The sequence below is a fragment of the Actinomadura rupiterrae genome (assembly GCF_024172125.1).
Lineage (GTDB): Bacteria > Actinomycetota > Actinomycetes > Streptosporangiales > Streptosporangiaceae > Spirillospora > Spirillospora rupiterrae.
The window spans coordinates 410523-429163 of record NZ_JAMZEA010000001.1; the positions used below are offsets into that span (position 1 = coordinate 410523).

The window sequence follows — 18641 nt, forward strand, 5'->3', positions numbered from 1 at the left end:
CCCCGGGGCTGAGAGGGGCGGGCCGTGACCGTGACCGCCGGGACCGAGAGGGGTGGGCCGTGAGCGCGTTCCGCCGGGGGGCCGACCGCAAGCTGCGCGTCGCCACCGTGATCACCAGGTTCAACGGCGGCGCGGGGAACGTGGCGCTGCACGGCGCGCTCGCGCTCGATCCCGAGCGGTACGAGCGGGCCGTGATCACCGGCGGGGTCGGCATGGACGGCGAGGCGGCGCGGTCGGACGTGGACGTGCTGCACGGCGAGGCCGCCGCCGAGAACGCCGCGGCCGGCGACCTGACCCCGCGCGCGTTCGCGGCCGGGATGGAGATCACGCAGGTCAGGACGCTCGTCCCGCAGATCTCGCCGCGCGACGACCTCGCCGCGCTGCGCACGCTGGCGGCCGTCCTCGCCGAGGGACGGTACGACGTCGTGCACACGCACAGCGCGAAGGGCGGCGTGATCGGGCGGATCGCCGCGGCCCGCGCCGGGGTGCCGCGGATCGTCCACACCTGGCACGGGTTCCCGTTCAACGAGTTCCAGTCGCGCGCGCGCCGCGCGGTGTACGTCCGGCTGGAGCGCGCCGCGGCCAAGCACACCGACGCGTTCCTCGCGATCGGGTCGGAGACGGTGACGACCGCGCTGCGGCTCGGCCTCGCGACGCCCGACCGCGTCCGGCTGTCGTGGCCCGCCGTGGACGTGTCGGCGTTCGAGGCGGCCGCGTCGTCCGGCGCGCGGGCGCGCGCCCGCAGGCGGCTCGACCTGCCGCTCGGGGTGAAGGTGGTCGGCTCGGTCGGGCGGCTCCAGTTCCAGAAGGGGCCGGAGGTCTTCGTCCGGGCGCTCGCCGGACTGCCGGACGACGTGTTCGGCCTGTGGATCGGCGGCGGCCCGATGGCGCCGGACGTCGAGAAGCTCACCACGAAGCTCGGGCTCCAGGAGCGCATGCGCTGGCTCGGCCACCGCGACGACGTACCGGAGCTGCTGCCCGCGTTCGACGTGATGGCGATGGCGTCCCGCTGGGAGGGCCTGCCGTGCGTGCTGGTGGAGGCGATCGCCGCCGGTATCCCGCTGGTCGCGACGGCCGTGCCGTCCAACCAGGACCTCGTGCTCGCGAGCGAGACCGGGATGCTCGTCCCGCCGGCCGATCCGCAGGGCCTCGCGGTCGCCGTCGCCGCACTGCTGGACGATCCGGTAGCCGCCGCGCGGATGGCCGAACGCGCGCGCGGACGCCTCGGCGACTGGTTCTCCCCCGCGTACCTCGGAACCGTCCTCGACGAGACGTACCGGGGCACATCGCAGCGTCCCCACCAGCGGTGACGCCGATGCTCACAACAGTGCCGGACGCCGCCGAACCGGAGGTCGAAACACCGCCTCCCAGGAAGAATCGCGTCCGGCTGACGGCGATAGTGCTCGTGCTGTCGATCGCGTCGCTGCCGATGCTGATGCCGTTCGGCATGGGTCCCGGCCCCGGGAACACGGCGATCCCGGACGTCCTGCTCGTCCTGCTGACCGGGACGACGCTGCTCTGGGCGACCTCGCGGCGCAAGCCCGTCCCATGGCCGTTCGTGGTGCCGACCCTGCTGGCCGTCCTCGCGGGGGCGGTCGCATCGGTCGTGAACGATGGCGCAGGCGCGTTGCCGCTGGTCAAGGACGTGTTCGTGCTGCTGTGGGCGGTGTGCGTCGCGACGCTCTGCCAGGACGCCGGCATGACGCGGATCGCGCTGCGCGCCTACGTCTACGTCGGCACCCTCTACGCCGTCCTGGAGATCGTCGGGATGGCGGCGGGCATCGAGGCGCTGTCCGGCAAGCAGGTGGACGGCGCGCGGGCGATGTTCACCTTCGGCGACGCCAACTACGCGTCCAACTGGTTCATCTGCGTGTTCTTCATCGCGCGCGCCGCGCGGCTGCCCCGCCGGAAGGGCGCGCGCTGGACGGTGTGCGCGATCCTGCTGACCGCCGAGTTCCTGACCGGCTCGAACGGCGGCGCGCTCGCGCTCGTGATCGCGCTGGTCGTCGGTTACCTGTGGCGGCTGGTCAGGGAGGGGAAGGCGCATCACGCGGTCGCGGCGGGCGCGCTCGCGGCGGTGCTCGGCGGCGGGACGCTCGTCGTCCTTTCGCAGATCAACGTGGCGACGCTCGTCGAGCAGGTCGGAGACCAGGCGCCGATCCTGCGCGACTCGATCGGCCGGACGACCGGCGAGAGCACCGAGTCGCGCGGGACCGTCCTCAACACGACGCTCACGATGCTCCGCGAGCAGAGGCACCCGTTCGGGATCGGGCCGAACGAGGTCAGGCGGCACAGCTACGACGAGCAGTACTCCTACGTCCGCGAGGCGCACAACGACTACATCGCGGCCGTCCTCGAACGCGGGTTCCTCGGCGGCGTCGCGGTGATCGCGCTCGTGTTCGTCCTGCTGCTGCGGTGCGTCCGGATCGCGCGGCGCGGCGCGCTGAACCGCGAGTACGCAGACCACGTCCCGCATCCGGAGCTGTTCGGGGCGCTGGTCGCGGTGTTCCTGGTGTCGGCGCTGTTCTACCAGACCCTGCACTACCGGCACGGCTGGGCGTTCTTCGGCCTGATCGCGGCCGTCGACCTCTACGGCCGCCGCCGCCAGGAGGGGCCATGACGGCCGTGGAGGAGCGCGGGAGCAGCCTGCGCGGACGGCTCGTCACGCTGGTCGCGGGCAACCTGGCCGGACGCGTCGGAGCGCTCGCCTCGCTCGGGATCGCGACGGTCCTGGTCGCGCGGATCGGCGGGCCGAGGCTCGTCGGAGCGCTCACGCTCGTCCGCATCCTGCCGGGCATGGTCTGCCAGCTCTCCAACGCGGGGCTGATGGGCGCCGCGCCCTACTACCTGGCCGGGGACCGGTACGACCAGCGGCGCGTCCGGCCGACCGTCGCGTGCCTGACCGTCGGCGGCGCGGTCGTCGGCGGGCTGGCCTGGCTCGTCCTGTCCCCCGCGATCTTCCACCTCTTCTTCCGGTCGTTCGGGTTCTGGATCGCGCTCGCGGCGGCCGTCCCGTCGTTCACGCAGGGGTTCGTGTCGGTCGGGAAGGGGCTGCTCCAGGGCACCGGCGACCTGCGCGGCGCGAGCCTGGCGATCACCGTCGAGGAGTTCGTGTTCCTGCCGTTCTACGCCGGGATGCTCGGCCTCTGGTACGGGCCGGGCGCGCTGGTCACCGCGCTCGTCCTCGCGGACGTCGCCGCCGCCGCGTGGATCGCGCGCCGCCTCGCCCGGCGCGGCTTCTTCTCCGGCTGGGGACGCCCGTCGCTCGCGCTCGGCCGCGAGATCGCCGGGTTCGGCATGCGCGGACAGCTCGGGCAGCTCGTGGACCTGCTGAACCTCCGCCTGGACGTCGCGTTCCTCGGCGCGATGGCAGGCCCGTCCGTACTGGGCGTCTACACGGTCGCGTCGAAGTTCGCCGAGCTGGTGCAGCTGCCGGGCCTCGCGATGAACTACGTGCTGTACCCCGACTTCGCGAAAGAACCGCTGGACGTCGCGACCGCGCGGACGCGGCGGCTGATCCTGCCCGCGCTCGCGGTCTCGGCGCTCGCCGCGCTGCCGCTCGCGCTGCTCACCGGGACCGTCCTGCCGCGGGTGTTCGGCTCGGCGTTCGACGGCGCGCGGAACCCGACCTACCTGCTGCTCTGCGGGCTCGTCACGTTCGGCGTGTCCGGGCTGCTCCAGGCGTACCTGTACGGGATCGGACGCCCCGGGCTCACCTCGGTCGCGCAGGCCGCCGGGCTCGCCGTCACGGTCGGGCTCGACCTGCTGCTCATCCCCCGGTTCGGGGCGGCGGGCGCGGCCGTCGCGTCCGCGGTCTCCTACACCACGACCACCCTCGTCCTGCTGTCCTGGTTCGCCCGGCTCCGCGGGCGGACCGTCCTCGAAGCGGAGGCGGCCCCGTCATGACCGACCTGCCGGCGCGGCCCGTCGACCCGACCGACGGGATCCCGCCTTCGGGCGCACGGCGCGTCCTGGACGTGTGCGGCGCGCTGCTCGGGATGCTGTGCCTGTGCGTTCCGCTCATGCTGATCTGGTGCGCCGTGCGGCTGACGAGCCCCGGACCCGGGCTGTTCCGGCAGACCCGCGTCGGGCAGGGCGGGCGGCCGTTCACGATGCTGAAGTTCCGGACGATGCGGACCGGCGTAGGCGGCCTCACCGTCACCGCGAACGCCGACCCGCGGCTCACCCGGCTCGGCCGCCTGCTGCGCGAATGGTCCCTGGACGAGCTGCCGCAGCTGTGGAACGTGCTGCGCGGCGACATGACGCTGGTCGGGCCGCGTCCGGAGACGTTCGACCTGGCCGTCCGGTACGGCCCGGACGTCCGCTGGGTGTTCGACCACCGGCCGGGACTGACCGGGGTGTCGGAAGTCCGGTTCCGGGACTTCGACGTTCTCGGTCCAGGTGAGACGGTGGACCTGGTGAACTACATCGAGCGGATCGTCCCGGCGCGGGCCGCGGTCGACGCGGTCTACCTGCGCGACCCGTCCCTGCGCGCGACCGTGCGCGCGCTCTGGGACACCGTCCGGCACGTCCTCGGCTTCACCGTCCCGCCCCTGGAGGCCGCGCCGGACGGGACGGTGCGCGCGGACGGCGAGTCCCCCGCGTCCGGACACGCCCCGGACGCGGTGTGAGGCGCCGGTGAAGTTCAAGATCTTCACGGTCGTCGCGGCGGTGGCCCTGGTCGCAGGGATCGTCTACGCGGTCCAGGCGCGCACGCCGGACAGCGGCTACCGGCCGTACCACGGGCCGTCCGCGTCGGCCGGGACGCCATCCGCGCGGGCCGCGCCCACCCGGCGGATCGCGCTGAACACCACGCCCGCCGACTACCCGCGGCTGCGGGAGCTCGGCTTCGACCTCGTGGACGCCCAGCCCGACGACGCCTCGCTCGCGCAGGTCCCGGCGGGGATGCGGGCGATGCTCTGGGTCGGCAACTTCACCTGCGACGGCTTCGCGCTGCCGTTCGACGCGTTCGCGGCGGCCGTCCGGCGGTACGGGCACGACCCGCGCGTGTACGGCTGGTACCTGTCGGACGAGCCGAACCCCGGCGAGTGCCCGGGCGTGCTCGGCGAGATCCGCCGCCGCGCCGACCTGGTGAAGGCGCAGGCGCCCGGCCAGATCGCGTTCGTATCGCTCACCGACTGGCCGATGCGGGACGCGACACCCGCCAAGCTGCACGTGGACGTCGTCGGGCTCGACCCGTACCCGTGCAAGGGCGGGACGAGCCCGCGCGCCGACTGCGACCTCGGCACGATCGACCGCATGGTGCGGCTCGCCGACGACGCCGGCATCCCGCGCGGCTCGGTCGCGCCCGTCCTGCAGGCGTTCGGGCAGGACTGCTCGCGCGGCGACAAGCAGTACTGGATGCCGACCGCCGACCAGTTCAAGGGCATCCTCGCGCGCTGGGACCGGCTCGTCCCGGACCCGCCGCTGGAGATCGCCTACTCGTGGGGCCACCAGGCCAAGTACGCCTGCCCGACCCTGTCGGACGCCGCCGCCCTCCAGTCCATCCTGAAAGAGCGCAACCGCACCCGGTGACCCTCGCTATGACAAGGGCACGTTGAACGAGCCGAGCTTCAGCGCGAGCATCTCCATGCCGCCGACGAGCAGCGCCAGCACCACGGCCACCAGGGCCTGGCGGCGCCGGTCCCCGCGCACCTTCCGGACGGCCGGCCGAGCCTTGAGCACCGCGCGCCGCATCTTCCCCAGGTCCATCCGCTAATCCCCTCAACCCCCGTGAAGCGGGGGAAACGTTACCGGATCCGCCGGGCGCTCACTCCGGGTTCGGGCGACTCCCCAGCGCGGCGGCGCGCGCGTTGAGGCACCGGCCGGTGGCCAGGTCGAACGCGAAGTTGTGCGCGAGGCAGTGGATCCGGCCGTCCCGGACGACGGCGCCGATGGACAGGTCCTCGCCCGCGTGCGGGCAATAGCGCGGGATGTCGAAGGCGCGGCCGCCGGAGTGGACGGTGATCCGCTCCGACTCGTCCCGTCCGGTCTCGTACTCCTCGACCGCGCGCAGGGCCGGGGCGTTGGCGTGCTTGAGGAGGCCGACGAGGTAGTCGTTGTAGACGTCCGGGTCGCGGTAGAGGCTGAGCCGGAACGAGATCAGCAGGTCCTCCCAGGCGAGCCGGCCGGTGAGGACGGTGTCCAGCCAGCGCCCCGCGACCGTGATCCGGTACTGCGGCCGGACGTCCGGACGGGCGGCGGCGACGGTCACGCCGCCGGGCCGCAGGTCCACGTCCCACGTCCCGCCGTTCGGGCCGGTGACCTCGAACCGGACGACCATCGCGATCTGTTCGAGGAAGTAGGCGCTGAGCGTGCCGAGCCGGTGGAAGTGCGCGGCGAACCGCTCGAACAGGTCCGGGCCGGGCTCGGGGTAGGACGCCAGCACGCCCGCGATCGCCTCGGCCCGGTCGGCGGCGTAGCGCTCCAGGTAGGCGGGCCGGTCCGCGTCGGCGTAGGAGAACCGCGCCGAGACCGGGTCGCGGGTGATCTCGCCGGTGTCCAGGTCGATCGCGTCGCCCGGCTGGAAGCACTCGAACCGCTGGCCCGGCAGGTGCTCGCGCAGCCAGCGGACCGACGCCTCCGGGTCGCAGTACGCGCCGGTCTCCTGGTCGAGCACCCAGTTGAGGTGCGCGACCTCCTCGTCCAGGAAGCACGGCGGCCCGGCGAACGGGACGGCCAGCTCGGGCGCGGTCTGCCGGACGAGCCGGTGCGCGGCGCGCAGCTTGGCGAGCCGCTTGGCCGCCGAGACCCTCGCCATCTCCTCCGGCGGGTACTCGTAGCAGATCGGGTGCCAGGACGCGCCGGAGGTCTGCAGGGCCATCAGGTCGAGCCGCCCGCCCGCCAGGTGCTTGGCGCGGCGGGACTGCGCGGCGGTCAGCCGGGCGTCGTTGCCGTGCAGCACCGCGCGGCCGTCCGCCACAACCAGAAATGCGGCGTCATGACACATCGGCGACAACTCGGGAATCGCCGTGATCCACGATCCGCGATTGTCCAGGGGGAATTTCTGCCACGGTGACACTTCAATGACCCGGCGGGTACCCGCGGCCCTTCGCATCCGTTCCCGGAAGGCCGGTCCCGGATATCCGGGAATGAGGATTACCGCCCGCTCCGGAAGGCGTTCGACGACCCACGGGTCGAAGTGGTCGAGGTGTTCGTGCGACACCGCGACCCAGTCCGCGGCGAGCAATCCCGGAAGGTCGAGGTGATCGTTTCTCGGGTACTGGTGCCAGGCGCCCAGGAAGGCCCCGGTGGGAGCGAGCCACGGGTCGGCGAGCAGGCGGAACGCGTCCGCGCGCACCGCGAGTCCGGCATGTCCGAGAAAGCTGACCTTGGGCATACCGCGACTGTCCCCTTCGCGCCACTGGCGCGCACCCACCGGAATGCGCAAGGGCGCTACGCCGAAGGTATGAAGGAAATGACCCCGGGGTGACTGCCGGGCCGCCCTTCGACGTTCCGACAATGGGATGGGTTGACGCCGATATTCGGCCTGTCCACTTCCGGTCAGCCGCTGGTCAGTGGCGGTCAATTGACTGGACAGCGCGGGCCGTGCGGGGTGACGGTCGCTATACGGGCCGTGCGGGGAAGCGGCCCGGCGGTATCCGGGAACGGTATCCGGGAGAGGTGCCGGCAAGCGGACGGGGGTCCTCCGATGAAACACGGGCAGCCGCGGTCCTCACCGAAGGATCCGCCGCATCGCGCGCCCGGACCGGACCGTTCCAGCACGACGACCACATCCGCCCCGTCCGGCACTTCCCCGTGCGCGCGCGCCGGTTCGGCGGACGCGGTGCTCTGGCGGCGGCGGCTGCGGCACGACATCCGGCACGAGCTGGGCACGGTGATCATGCTGGCGTCCGCGGTCGCGGTCGCCGACGACATCGGCCCGGCCAGCCGGGAGCGGGTCGAGCAGCTGCTCGGCGAGACCCGCTGGCTCGACCACCTGCTCCGCCAGCTCGACGAGGAGGGCGCCGGCGACGACGCCGACGACCCGTCCGAGCCCGCGCCCGCGCAGCGGCTCCGGGTGGACGAGCTGGCCGCCGAGGTCGTCACCGGCATCCGGCTGGCCACCCCGCACGAGATCCGCTTCACCGGGGAGCCCGCCTGGGCGCACATGGACGCGGTCGCGCTGTGGCGCGCGCTGCGCAACGTCCTCGACAACGCGTGCCGGGTCGCGGCGCACCGGGTGAACGTCCGGGCCGGCGTCGAGCGCGGCTGGGTCGTCCTCCAGGTGGACGACGACGGCCCCGGGTTCGGCCAGGCCCCCGGCGGGCTCGCCTCGCTCGGCCTCGGCATCGTGCACGACCTGGTGTCCGGCTACGGCGGCAGCCTGGAGATCCGCACCTGCGAGATGGGCGGCGCGCGGGTCCGCCTGCTGCTGCCGTCCGCGCCGCCGCCGGGCACCGGCGCGGTCCGCGACGAGGCCCGCCCCGGCGCCCCCGGCGACGCCTGGGACGGATGGCGGCCGCTCGGCTGACGCGGCCGGCCCGGCCGGGCGCTGCCGACGCGGCCGGCCATGAGACCCGCGGTCGTGGGAGACGCGGGTGGGAGGGGGACGGCATGAGCGGTGCCGCCGTCACGGTGGTCGTCTGCGACGACCACCGCGTGTTCACCGAGTCGCTGGCGCTGGTACTCGCCGACGCCGGGTACGCCGTGGTCGGGCAGGTCGACTCCCCCGCCGAGCTGCTCGCCGTGCTACGCGCGCGGCGGGCCGACCTGTGCCTGATCGACCTGAACTTCCCCGGCACGACCGCGCTGGAGTGGATGCCCCGGCTGCGCGCGGCGGCGCCGTCCACCCGGTTCGTGGTGCTCACCGGCTACCTGGAGCCGGCGGTGCTGGCGGCGGGCCTCACCGCCGGGGTGAGCGGCTTCGCCGACAAGGGCCAGCAGGCCGGCGACATCCTCGCGGTGCTCCGCCGGGTCGGGCGCGGCGAGATCGTCGCCGAGCAGGCGGCGCGCCGCCCGGGCGCCCGGCCCGGCGTCCCCGGCCGGACGCAGGCGCAGCGGGTCGCGCGGTTCCTCACCCCGCGTGAGCGCGAGGTGCTGACCCGGCTGGCGCGCGGCGAGTCCACCCAGACGCTCGCCAAGGCGATGGGCGTCACGCGCAGCACCGCGCGCAGCCACGTCCAGTCGGTGCTGAGCAAGCTCGGCGTGCACTCCCAGCGCGAGGCGGTCATCGAGGCCGCCCGGCACGGCCTGGTCAGCGTCGAGACGGGAGAATGGCTCGCCGGCTGACCCCGCCCGCGCCCCGGCCCCCCGGCCGGCGCCTCGCCCGCGGTCGGCGTCCTGCGGGCGCGGGGCGGAGGTGAACCGGAGGTCTCGGGCGGCTCTGGTGATCTTGGACACAGGGTAAACGTGCGGCTAACCCACAGGTCGGTAGGGTGACGGACGGAATCGCCCGGGGCACCCATGCGCGCCCATTACGATCCATCTCTGAATCTTCGCTGGAACTCTGCCGCATGTTCGCCGAGTTCTCCAAGGGTGCCCGGACGCGTCCGCCAGGACGCCCGGACGCCGGGGCGGAGTGAGAACCACTAGGGGGACCTGCACATGCTGGGATTGACGGGCTGGGGGCTCATCGTCCTGCTCTTGGTGATCCTGGCCGCCGTCCTGGTGCTGGTCGCGTGGCGCGGCTGGAACCGGCTGGGCGGCAGGGGGCCGCTCGCCTGGGCCGGACGGATCGGGGTGCTCGCCGGCGTCCAGCTGGTGATCGTCGCGCTCGTGCTGACCGCCGTGAACAAGTACTACCTGTTCTACGGCAGCTGGTCGGACCTGCTCGGCGCGGCGGGCGGCAAGTCGCAGGTCACCGAGAAGCCGCCGTCCAACCCGCACGCCGCCGCGTCCTCGCTGGTCACGGTGAAGTCCGCGGCGCAGCTCGGCCCCGGCCACGGCCGCACCCCCGCCAAGGACGGCCTCGTCCAGCACCTGGACATCCAGGGCGTCCGGTCGGGGCTGAAGTCCGAGGCGTACGTGTACCTGCCGCCGCAGTACTTCCAGAAGAAGACGCAGGCCGCGCGGTTCCCGGTGGCGGTGTTCATCGCGGGCTACCCGGCCGCCGACCGGCTCACCTGGATCGACAAGGGGCACGTGCCGGAGGAGGCGTTCCTGCAGATGTCGTCCGGCAAGGCGCGTCCGATGATCTACGTGATGATGCGCCCGACCGTCGAGAACGGCTGGGACACCGAGTGCGCGGACGTGCCGGGCGGCCCGCAGGTCGAGACGTTCTTCAGCCAGGACGTCCCGGACGCGATCAGCGGCACCTACAAGGACCGGACCGCCCGCGACCGGCGCGGCTGGGGCCTGGCCGGGTACTCCACCGGCGGCTACTGCGCGACGAAGCTGGCGATGCTGCACGCCGACCGGTTCTCCGCCGCGTCCAGCATGGCCGGGCACTTCCACGCGCTGCTCGACACCACCACCCGCGACCTGTACGGCGGCAGCAAGGCCGTCCGCAACAGCAACAACCTGACCTGGCGGCTGAGGAACCTTCCGCAGCCGCCGGTGTCGATCCTGGTGGCGTCGGCGCTGACCGGCGAGAAGACCTACCCGAGCGCGCAGAAGTTCATGGAGGCGGTGCGCCCGCCGCTGGTCGTGGACAAGTGGATGCTCGACTCCGGCGGCCACAACTTCAAGGCGTTCCGCAAGTACATCCCTCCCACGATCACGTGGCTGAGCGACCACCTTCAGGGGGAGTGACGTGGAACCGTCGAACCTCTCGTTCATCGGGCTCGTCTGCCTGGTCGCCGCCGCGCTCACGGTCGCCACGCTGTGGCTGTGGTCCCGGCTGGCGGGCGCCGGGCTGAAGCGGCTCGCCGCCCGGTCGGCGCTGCTGCTCGGCACCCAGGTCGCCCTGACCCTCGCGATCACCCTGCTGGTGAACCGCTGGTTCGTGTTCTACAACACCTGGGACGACCTGTTCGGGCCGGCGCGCTCCAACGCCAAGGTGCAGAAAGTCCAGCCGAGCCGCGGCAAGGAGACCACGCCGGGCAAGCTGGTCAAACGCACGCCGACGGCGCTCGGCCCGCACCGCCCGGGCCGCGCCGCCGACCCCAAGGTGGACGGCCGGGTCGACAAGCTGGAGATCACCGGCGCGACGACCGGGCTGACCACCGAGGCGTACGCCTACCTGCCGCCGCAGGCGTTCCAGCCGCAGAACAAGGGCAAGCGGCTGCCGGTCGTGCTGGCGATCTCCGGCGGGTTCGGGGCGTCCGACGACAAGCTCGCGTGGATCAAGCAGGCGCACCTGCCGGAGGAGGCGGCCAGGGCCGCGTCCACGGGCAAGTCGCAGCCGGTGATCTACGTGATGATGCGGTCGGTGAAGGGACTGACGCAGTCGTCCGAGCGTCCTGCGGGCGACGGGACGACCGGCGGCGGCGTCAAGCCCCCGGCCTCCGGCGGCAGCCACCCGCAGGCCTGCCTGAACGTGCCGGGCAAGGGCACCGGGCAGGCGCTGTCCTTCTACGCGCAGGACGTCCCGCTCGCGCTCAGCGAGGTCTACCACCTCCCCTACGACCACAAGGGCTGGGGCGTGATGGGCTTCGGCAGCAGCGGCCAGTGCGCCGCGCGCCTGGCGATGACCGACTCGTTCCGCTTCGGCACCGCCGTGACGCTGAACGCGATGTTCGACCTCCAGGCCGAGCTGCCGGGCGGCCTCGCCGCCGACGACACGCCCGGCACCGCCGGGAAGCCGAGCGACCCGTTCGGCGGCAGCGCCGCCTACCGCCAGGAGCAGGACCTGTACTGGCGGCTCGACCACATGCCGCCGCCCCCGCTCTCCATGCTGGTCATGGCCGGGACGGGCGGGCGCCAGGCCCCGCAGGCCGACAGGTTCACCTCGCTCGCCAAGGCGCCGCTGCACGCGGAGAAGTCGCTCGTCCCGGTCACCGGCGACACGCTCGCCGCCTGGCACGCCCAGATGCCGCAGATCGTCGCCTGGCTCGGCTCCCGCCTCCAGGGCGAGGCCCCGTAGCCCGTCCGCGGGCCGTAGTAGCGCGCTGACCTGCGTACCGCGGCGGGAGTAGGTGTGATCACTCCCGCCGGGTGACGCGGCGCCGGGGGCCGCCGTCCTAGTTTGGGAGGGTGAGCGTCTCCGCACCGTCTGCCGCGCCCCGGCGGCTCCGTCCCCGGCTGCGTCCGGCGGCCTGGCCCGTCTGGATCGTGCCCGCGTTCCTGGCCGCGTTCCAGGTCGTCGGGACGGAGGGTGCGGCGCACAACCGCTGGCGGCACGACGGGCAGCCCATGCCGACCGGGACGAGGCTGGACGCGTTCGCGTTCGTGCTGATCCTCGGCGGTCCGGCCGTCCTGCTGCTGCGGCGCCGCCACCCGGTGGTCGCGCTGGCCGCCACAGGCGTGATCACGGGCCTCTACTTCCTGCGGGCGTACCCGTACGGCCCGGTGCCGCTCGCGGCCTTTGTGGCGATCCTGGCGGCCCTGTACGCCGGTCACCGGCGGGAGGCGTGGGCCGGGACGCTCGGCGGCCTCGCCGTCTTCTTCGCGGTCGCGCAGGCGATCGGGGTCGCGCCCGAGGAGCGCGGCGCGGCGGGGCACCTGTTCCCGGTGCCGCGCCCGGACCTCCCCGGGGTGCTGTTCGCGCTGGCGTGGGTGCTGGTCGTGCTGGTCACCGGCGAGCTGATGCGGATGCGGGCGCAGCGCTCGGCCGCCGCCGAGCGGTCCCGCGCCGAGCGGGAGCGGCGCCAGGCCAGCGAGGAGCGGCTGCGGATGGCGCGCGAGCTGCACGACGTGCTGGCGCACAACGTGTCCATGATCAACGTCCGCGCCGGGGTGGCGCTGCACCTGCTGGACGACGACCCGGCCGAGGCGCGCGCCGCGCTCACCGCGATCAAGGAGGCCAGCAAGGAGGTGCTGACCGAGATGCGGTCGGTGATCGGGGCGCTGCGCGCGCAGGACGAGTCCGCGCCGCGCTCCCCCACCGCCGGGCTGGCCCGGCTGGACGAGCTGGCCTCGCGCGCCCGCGCGTCCGGGCTGCGGGTGGAGGCGGAGACGACCGGGGCCGTCCGGCCGCTGCCCGCCGCGCTGGACCTGGCCGCCTTCCGGATCGTCCAGGAGTCGCTGACGAACGCGGCGAAGCACGGCGGGCCCGGGCCGGTGACCGTGCGGGTGCTGGTGGCCTATGGCGAGCACGAGCTGACCGTCCGGGTGGAGGACGATGGACGCGGCGCGGCGTCGCCCGCGGATCCGCCGGATCCGGAGGCGCTGCCGTCGAGCGGCAGCGGCCTGCGCGGGATGCGCGAGCGCGCGGCGGCGCTCGGCGGCTCGTTCCGCGCCGGGCCGCGGCCGGGCGGCGGGTTCCGGGTCGAGGCCGTGCTGCCGGTGGACGTCGAGGAGGAGCGGGCATGATCAGGGTGTTGCTGGCCGACGACCAGGCGCTGGTCCGGGCGGGTTTCCGGGCACTGCTGGCGGCGCAGCCCGACATCGAGGTGGTCGGCGAGTCCGGCGACGGCGAGGAGGCCGTCGCGGACGCGCGCCGGCTGCGTCCCGACGTGATCCTCATGGACATCCGGATGCCCGGCCTGGACGGCCTGGAGGCCACCCGCCGGATCGCCTCGGACGAGCGGCTCGCGGACGTCCGGATCGTCATCCTCACCACCTTCGAGCTGGACGAGTACGTCTTCGAGGCCGTCCGCGGCGGGGCCAGCGGATTCCTGGTGAAGGACACCGAGCCGGTCGAGCTGATCCACGCCGTGCGGGTCGTCGCGGGCGGCGACGCGCTGCTGTCGCCGAGCGTGACCCGGCGGCTGATCGCCGAGTTCGCGACCCGGACCCGCCCGGCGCACGTCTCGCCGCGGCTGAACGACCTGACCGACCGCGAGCGCGAGGTGCTCGGCCTGGTCGGCGAGGGCCTGTCCAACGAGGAGATCGCGGCCCGCCTGGTGGTCAGCCCCGCGACCGCGAAGACGCACGTCAGCCGGGCGATGGTGAAGCTCGGCGCGCGCGACCGGGCGCAGCTGGTGGTGCACGCCTACGAGTCCGGTCTCGTCCGCCCCGGCTGGCTCACCTGACCCGCCGCGCCGCGCGGCCCTCCGCCCTGCTCCGGTGGGAGATTCTCACTCTGCGACATTCCTCTGTCGCGGAGGGTGCGGACGTGCGAAGGTGTGGGTCCGGGGGGTGACGGCGCTGGCTGAGAGGTGAGCTCGGAGGGGTTGCGGTGACCGACGTGACCAGGGTTCTCGCGGTCGACGACAGGGCGGACAATCTTGTGGCGCTGCGGGCGGTGCTGGACGCGCTGCCCGTCGAGGTGGTGTGCGCCGACTCCGGGCGCGCGGCGCTGCGCGCGCTGCTCGGCGCGGAGTTCGGGCTGATCCTGATGGACCTGGTCATGCCCGGCATGGACGGGCTGGAGACGGCGCGGCACATCCGCAGCAGGCCGCGCACCCGGCACGTCCCGATCATCTTCCTGACCGCGTGCGGGGACGGCGGGCTGGCCCCGGCGGCGTACGCGGTCGGCGCGGCCGACCTGCTGACCAAGCCGTTCGACCCGTGGCTGCTGCGCGCCAAGGCGTCGGCGTTCATCGAGCTCGACCGGCACCAGCGCGAGCTGCGCCGGCAGGCCGCGCTGCTGCGCGATGCGGCGACAGCCCCGCCCCGCGTCCCGGCCCCCACCCCGGCCCCGTCCCTGGCCGCCAGGCCCGAGTCCGTGCCCGCGGACGCTCCGGCGCCGGACGCGGCCCGGCTCCGGATGGTGGACGCGCGGCTGCGCGAGGTCGAGTCGCTCACCGACGCGCTCCCCGAGTCGCTCGACCCGGCCGTCCCGCCGCTGTGCGCGCAGGTCCGCGCCCTGCGCCAGGCCCTCGACCCGCTGCTGAGCGAGGACGTCGCCCGGCAGGGCTGAGAGCCTCCGCGCGGCGGCCCTGACCGCCCCTCCATTCACTACTTTCATCACTTTGCGTAGTGGGTTTCGGGCGCCCTATTACACGATCAATCCAATGATTTCGCAGGTCAGCCGAGGTCAGGTTTTACCTTTTGGGACCGGTTTGGGTTTGAGCAAGTAAGTACTTGAGGGTAACTTGCACGATGAGTCACCAAGGTGACCCCCGTCACCGGATGGCCGATCCCCACCCCCTCGTCCCCCTAGGGAGAGCTGATGACCGACTCCTCCGAGGCCGCGCTCGGCCGCGTCCGCTGGAAGCGCTTCGCCGCCCTCGCCGGTCCCGCCGTGGTGGGCGCCGGAGCGCTGGTCTTCATGACCGCGCAGGGCTCGCTCGCGTCCTCGTTCGCCGTCTCCGGCAGCAGCTTCAAGGTGCACGCCGACGCGCTCGACGGCACCGGCTTCGTCCAGTACGGCGGGGCGGACGGCGAGAAGAACGGCACCAAGCACCTGGTCCAGATCTCCGGCATCAAGAACGCCAAGATCACCAACATGTGCCAGTCGGTGAAGATCATGCCCGGTGTGGTGCTGCGGCTGACCGCCGGCGACGGCGGCAAGCCGGTCGAGGCGGAGAACCTCACCCTGGACGTCGAGCAGCTCAAGGCCGACGCCGAGTTCAAGAACATCGAGATCGGGCGCGACGCGTCCACGCTGGACAAGGACCCCGAGGCCCTCAGCCGCGCCGCGAGCGGCATGTTCGGCCAGCAGGCCGACGAGGTGCACCTCAAGGACGTCAAGCAGGTCGCCTGGGCCACCACGGCCGGCACCTTCAAGCTCAACAACCTGTCGATGAAGCTCGGCAAGGAATGCTTCTGAGGTCCGGATGACATCCTCCACTCCGCACGGGTTCCGCCGCTGGCGGCGCACGCGTCCCTTCTGGGGCGGGCTGCTCGCCGTCCTCGGCGGCCTGGAGATCATCGCCATCCCGCTCGCGCCGATGACCCTGGTGATCCACCAGGGCATGGCCGGCGTCGCGAGCTGGCTGCTGGGCGCGCTGCTGGTCGTCGCCGGGCTGCTGCTCTGGTTCCAGCCCGCGCAGCGCACCTTCTTCGGCGTGCTGGCCGTCCTGCTGTCGCTGGGGTCGTTCCTGACGTCCAACTTCGGCGGGTTCCTGCTCGGCATGCTGCTGGGGCTGATCGGCGGCGCGCTCGGCTTCGCCTGGACGCCCGGCGCGAAGCGCGGGCGCGGCGGGACGCCCCCTCCGGCCGCCCAGCCGGACACGGCCGCTCAGCCGGACCCGGCCGCTCAGCCGGACCCGGCCGCTCAGCCGGACCCGGCCGTCCTCATGGACGCCAAGGGCGATCCCTTCCAGGGGCGCGGTGCGCACACCGGCCCGCGCGGCGGGAAGATCCTCGGCGTGGCGCTGCCCGTCGCGGCGGCTCCGGCGCTGCTCGGCGGGCACCTGCTCGGTGCTCCGTCGCCCTCGCCGACGCCGTCCGCCACGGCCAGCGCCTCGCCGAGCGCCAGCCCGAGCCCTAGCGCCAGCCCCTCAGCGAGTCCTTCGGCGAGCCCCTCGCCGAGCGCGTCGCCGTCGGTCAAGGCGAAGTCGGCCGGGACGGTGCCCGGGGCGTACTCCGACCTCTCGACGCTGCGGGCCAGCTCGCTCTCGATGTCCGGGCTCAGCTACGACGGCGTCGCCGACCTCAAGACCCCCGGCGGGACGGTCAAGGCCCTGAAGTTCAGCATGGACCGGGCCGTCATGAAGGACGTCGACCAGCTGATGCGGCACGGCTCATCGGCCGCGCGGCTGGCCACGCCGCAGCTCACCCTGACCGGCGACGTGGTCATGTACACCACGAAGATGTCGTCCAAGCTGCTCGGCATCCCGCTGACCTTCACGCCCGAGCACCCGCCGCCCCTGGTCCTGCCCAGCATGATCATGACGGACGTGGTGTCGGAGCAACCCGCGGTGACCGCCCAGAGCGCCCAGGCGGCCGGGCTCTCCGCAGGCGCCGCCTGACCCGTCCCCTCCGGGAGGTCAGGCGACGCGGAAGGTGTCGAAGATCGTGCTGCGCACCTTCGCGGTGGCCTCCCAGTTCTCCTGCGGCGTCCGGAAGTAGATGGCGAACGGCCGCCCCTTCAGCCGGACGAACCGGTCGACCACATGGATCGGGCTGCCGTCGCGGTTGAAGGTGAACTCCCAGTCCGCCGCCGGGGCGCCCTGGTAGGTGGCCGATGACACGTTGATCCTGGAGTAGCCGGGCAGCCTGCTGCCCGGCTTCGGGGCTCCGGCGTCCGATCGGTCGGCCTGCGCCCTCGGTGTGGCGGCCTCCATGGGCCAGGACGTCGTGTCGACCTGCAGGAAGCTCTTCTTGTCCGGGGACTGGATCTGGGTCGTCCCGTTCACCGAGTTGGCCCACGTCCAGCCCTTCGGGAGCGAGACCTGGTAGCCGTCGCGCTCGAACGGCACGTAGCCGGGGTGCGCGTCGGTGTGCCGGACCTGCTGCCGGACGAGGTAGGCGGCCGCGAGCACGGCCGCGACGACCAGGATGACGATGATCGTCACGAGGACGGTGTGGCGGCGGCTCTGCCCCGGCGCGCCGGTAGCGCGCACCGTCGGGTGGGACGGTCCGTGGGGCGAGGTGCGCGGCGGTGGCGCCGGGGTGCGCGGCGTCGGGGTGTGCGCGTACGGCTCCTGATCGATGGTCTCGCCGGTCAGCGCGCTCTCCCGGTCGGGCGATGTCGCCGGCACGTCCGCCGACCGCCGCGCCTGGGGCACCGACGAGCCGCGTCCCACGGTCGAGGGGTCGCGCCGCACCGAGGGCGGATCGCGCCGGACGGACGGCGGGTCGAGCCGCTGCTCCTGGACGGGGCGGCCGAGGTCGGCCGGGTCGGTGACGGTCTCGCTCGGTCCGTCCAGGACGGTCCGGGGCTCGTCGCCCATCGTCACCCCGGCGGCGGACTGCGGGGCCGAGGCAGGGGCGGGAGCGGCCGTCTTGGCGACGCGCGCGAGCAGCGGTTCGGCCTGCTCGGCGTTCATCCGGTGCATCGGCTGGCGGGCCAGCAGGCCGTCCAGGACGGGCCGGAGCGGCCCGCCGTTGCGCGGCGGCGGCACGGGCTCCAGCAGCGCCGCCTGGAGCGAGGACATGGCGTCCGACCGCTCGTAGGGCGACCGGCCCTCCAGCGCGGCGTACAGGGTCGCGCCGAGGGACCACAGGTCCGACGCCGGGACGGCCCGCGCGCCCTGCGCCCGCTCCGGCGGGATGTAGGCGGGCGACCCCATGACCAGCCCGGTCTGGGTCAGCGTCGCGTCGCCCTCCATCTGCGCGATGCCGAAGTCGGTCAGCACCACGCGCCCGGAGTCGCACAGCAGCACGTTCGACGGCTTCACGTCCCGGTGCAGGATGCCCTTGGAGTGCGCGTGCCTCAGCGCGCCGAGCATCTGCACGCCGATCTCGGCGACCCGGCGGTGCGGCAGCACCCCGTCCCGGTCCAGGACGTCCTGCAGCGACGGCGCGAGAACCAGCTCCATCACGATCCAGGGCCGCATGTCCTCCTCGACGACGTCGTGCACGACGACGACCGCCGGGTGGCTCAGCCGCGCCGAGGCCCTGGCCTCGCGCAGCGTCCGCTCGTACAGGACGTCCCGCTCGCCGTCGCTGAGGCCGGGCGGCAGCACGACCTCCTTGACCGCCACCTCCCGGTGCAGCGTGAGGTCACGGGCCCGCCACACCGTGCCCATGCCGCCGCGCCCCACGACCGTGTCCAGCCGGTAGCGCGAAGCGAGCACACGACCCTCGTCCATGACCAAGTGGTCCCC

The 18641-nt window shown here is 73.5% G+C and carries 17 protein-coding genes; 14 read left to right on the forward strand and 3 right to left on the reverse strand.

Features of this window, described 5'->3' with window-relative positions; all coding sequences use genetic code 11:
* The first annotated feature begins 59 nt into the window (after window positions 1–59).
* The 5 genes from FHU30_RS01925 to FHU30_RS01945 are packed head-to-tail and all read left to right on the forward strand — an operon-like array spanning window position 60 to window position 5535.
* A complete protein-coding gene (locus FHU30_RS01925) occupies window positions 60–1310 on the forward strand; it encodes a glycosyltransferase (RefSeq protein WP_253870686.1) in 1251 nt (416 codons plus the stop codon).
* A gap of 5 nt (window positions 1311–1315) precedes the next feature.
* Window positions 1316–2620, forward strand: coding sequence for an O-antigen ligase family protein (locus tag FHU30_RS01930; protein WP_253870688.1), 1305 nt, complete (start codon window positions 1316–1318; stop codon window positions 2618–2620).
* Complete coding sequence (locus tag FHU30_RS01935) at window positions 2617–3906, forward strand: lipopolysaccharide biosynthesis protein (protein ID WP_253870690.1); 1290 nt, start codon at window positions 2617–2619, stop codon at window positions 3904–3906. Before FHU30_RS01930 ends, FHU30_RS01935 begins: the two co-directional genes overlap by 4 nt.
* Window positions 3903–4631, forward strand: coding sequence for a sugar transferase (locus FHU30_RS01940; RefSeq protein ID WP_253870692.1), 729 nt, complete (start codon window positions 3903–3905; stop codon window positions 4629–4631). Before FHU30_RS01935 ends, FHU30_RS01940 begins: the two co-directional genes overlap by 4 nt.
* Window positions 4632–4638: 7 nt before the next feature.
* Window positions 4639–5535 carry a glycoside hydrolase 5 family protein gene (locus FHU30_RS01945; protein ID WP_253870694.1) on the forward strand — a complete coding sequence of 299 codons (897 nt, stop codon included), beginning with the start codon at window positions 4639–4641 and terminating at the stop codon, window positions 5533–5535.
* A gap of 6 nt (window positions 5536–5541) precedes the next feature.
* Here the strand turns inward: FHU30_RS01945 and FHU30_RS01950 are convergent, their stop codons facing one another.
* Complete coding sequence (locus tag FHU30_RS01950; RefSeq protein WP_253870696.1) at window positions 5542–5712, reverse strand: hypothetical protein; 171 nt, start codon at window positions 5710–5712, stop codon at window positions 5542–5544.
* A 58-nt stretch (window positions 5713–5770) separates the two neighbouring features.
* Window positions 5771–7339, reverse strand: a complete 1569-nt coding sequence (locus FHU30_RS01955; protein ID WP_253870698.1) for a Rieske 2Fe-2S domain-containing protein — start codon at window positions 7337–7339, stop codon at window positions 5771–5773.
* 312 nt (window positions 7340–7651) lie between these two features.
* On the opposite strand from FHU30_RS01955, the gene FHU30_RS01960 reads away from it, so the two are divergent.
* The 9 genes from FHU30_RS01960 to FHU30_RS02000 all read left to right on the forward strand — a co-directional run bounded on the left by FHU30_RS01960 (window position 7652) and on the right by FHU30_RS02000 (window position 16841).
* The gene (locus FHU30_RS01960) at window positions 7652–8473 is read left to right on the forward strand and encodes a sensor histidine kinase (protein WP_253870700.1); all 822 of its coding nucleotides are present in this window, start codon (window positions 7652–7654) and stop codon (window positions 8471–8473) included.
* A gap of 83 nt (window positions 8474–8556) precedes the next feature.
* Window positions 8557–9231 carry a response regulator gene (locus FHU30_RS01965; protein ID WP_253870702.1) on the forward strand — a complete coding sequence of 225 codons (675 nt, stop codon included), beginning with the start codon at window positions 8557–8559 and terminating at the stop codon, window positions 9229–9231.
* A gap of 315 nt (window positions 9232–9546) precedes the next feature.
* The gene (locus FHU30_RS01970; RefSeq protein ID WP_253870704.1) at window positions 9547–10692 is read left to right on the forward strand and encodes an alpha/beta hydrolase; all 1146 of its coding nucleotides are present in this window, start codon (window positions 9547–9549) and stop codon (window positions 10690–10692) included.
* 1 nt (window position 10693) lies between these two features.
* Window positions 10694–11965, forward strand: coding sequence for an alpha/beta hydrolase (locus tag FHU30_RS01975; protein WP_253870706.1), 1272 nt, complete (start codon window positions 10694–10696; stop codon window positions 11963–11965).
* A 110-nt stretch (window positions 11966–12075) separates the two neighbouring features.
* The gene (locus FHU30_RS01980) at window positions 12076–13353 is read left to right on the forward strand and encodes a sensor histidine kinase (protein WP_253870708.1); all 1278 of its coding nucleotides are present in this window, start codon (window positions 12076–12078) and stop codon (window positions 13351–13353) included.
* Window positions 13350–14015 carry a response regulator transcription factor gene (locus tag FHU30_RS01985; RefSeq protein ID WP_253870710.1) on the forward strand — a complete coding sequence of 222 codons (666 nt, stop codon included), beginning with the start codon at window positions 13350–13352 and terminating at the stop codon, window positions 14013–14015. The genes FHU30_RS01980 and FHU30_RS01985 overlap by 4 nt, the downstream gene beginning before the upstream one ends.
* A 146-nt stretch (window positions 14016–14161) precedes the next feature.
* Window positions 14162–14845 (forward strand): response regulator, encoded by a 684-nt coding sequence (locus FHU30_RS01990; RefSeq protein WP_253870713.1) that lies wholly within the window; start codon window positions 14162–14164, stop codon window positions 14843–14845.
* A 252-nt stretch (window positions 14846–15097) separates the two neighbouring features.
* Window positions 15098–15697, forward strand: a complete 600-nt coding sequence (locus FHU30_RS01995; protein WP_253870715.1) for a DUF6230 family protein — start codon at window positions 15098–15100, stop codon at window positions 15695–15697.
* 7 nt (window positions 15698–15704) lie between these two features.
* A complete protein-coding gene (locus FHU30_RS02000; RefSeq protein WP_253870717.1) occupies window positions 15705–16841 on the forward strand; it encodes a DUF6114 domain-containing protein in 1137 nt (378 codons plus the stop codon).
* Between the two features lie 18 nt (window positions 16842–16859).
* Here the strand turns inward: FHU30_RS02000 and FHU30_RS02005 are convergent, their stop codons facing one another.
* Window positions 16860–18626: a serine/threonine-protein kinase gene (locus FHU30_RS02005; protein WP_253870719.1), complete on the reverse strand. Its 1767-nt coding sequence runs from the start codon at window positions 18624–18626 to the stop codon at window positions 16860–16862.
* Window positions 18627–18641 lie beyond the last annotated feature (15 nt).

Coding starts and splice junctions, on each gene's coding strand:
- FHU30_RS01955 (WP_253870698.1), bottom strand. CDS start 7,339: ATGCCCAAGGTCAGCTTTCTCGGACATGCCGGACTCGCGGTGCGCGCG.
- FHU30_RS01995 (WP_253870715.1), top strand. CDS start 15,098: ATGACCGACTCCTCCGAGGCCGCGCTCGGCCGCGTCCGCTGGAAGCGC.
- FHU30_RS01965 (WP_253870702.1), top strand. CDS start 8,557: ATGAGCGGTGCCGCCGTCACGGTGGTCGTCTGCGACGACCACCGCGTG.
- FHU30_RS01935 (WP_253870690.1), top strand. CDS start 2,617: ATGACGGCCGTGGAGGAGCGCGGGAGCAGCCTGCGCGGACGGCTCGTC.
- FHU30_RS01970 (WP_253870704.1), top strand. CDS start 9,547: ATGCTGGGATTGACGGGCTGGGGGCTCATCGTCCTGCTCTTGGTGATC.
- FHU30_RS01960 (WP_253870700.1), top strand. CDS start 7,652: ATGAAACACGGGCAGCCGCGGTCCTCACCGAAGGATCCGCCGCATCGC.
- FHU30_RS02005 (WP_253870719.1), bottom strand. CDS start 18,626: ATGGACGAGGGTCGTGTGCTCGCTTCGCGCTACCGGCTGGACACGGTC.
- FHU30_RS01930 (WP_253870688.1), top strand. CDS start 1,316: ATGCTCACAACAGTGCCGGACGCCGCCGAACCGGAGGTCGAAACACCG.
- FHU30_RS01940 (WP_253870692.1), top strand. CDS start 3,903: ATGACCGACCTGCCGGCGCGGCCCGTCGACCCGACCGACGGGATCCCG.
- FHU30_RS01985 (WP_253870710.1), top strand. CDS start 13,350: ATGATCAGGGTGTTGCTGGCCGACGACCAGGCGCTGGTCCGGGCGGGT.
- FHU30_RS02000 (WP_253870717.1), top strand. CDS start 15,705: ATGACATCCTCCACTCCGCACGGGTTCCGCCGCTGGCGGCGCACGCGT.
- FHU30_RS01950 (WP_253870696.1), bottom strand. CDS start 5,712: ATGGACCTGGGGAAGATGCGGCGCGCGGTGCTCAAGGCTCGGCCGGCC.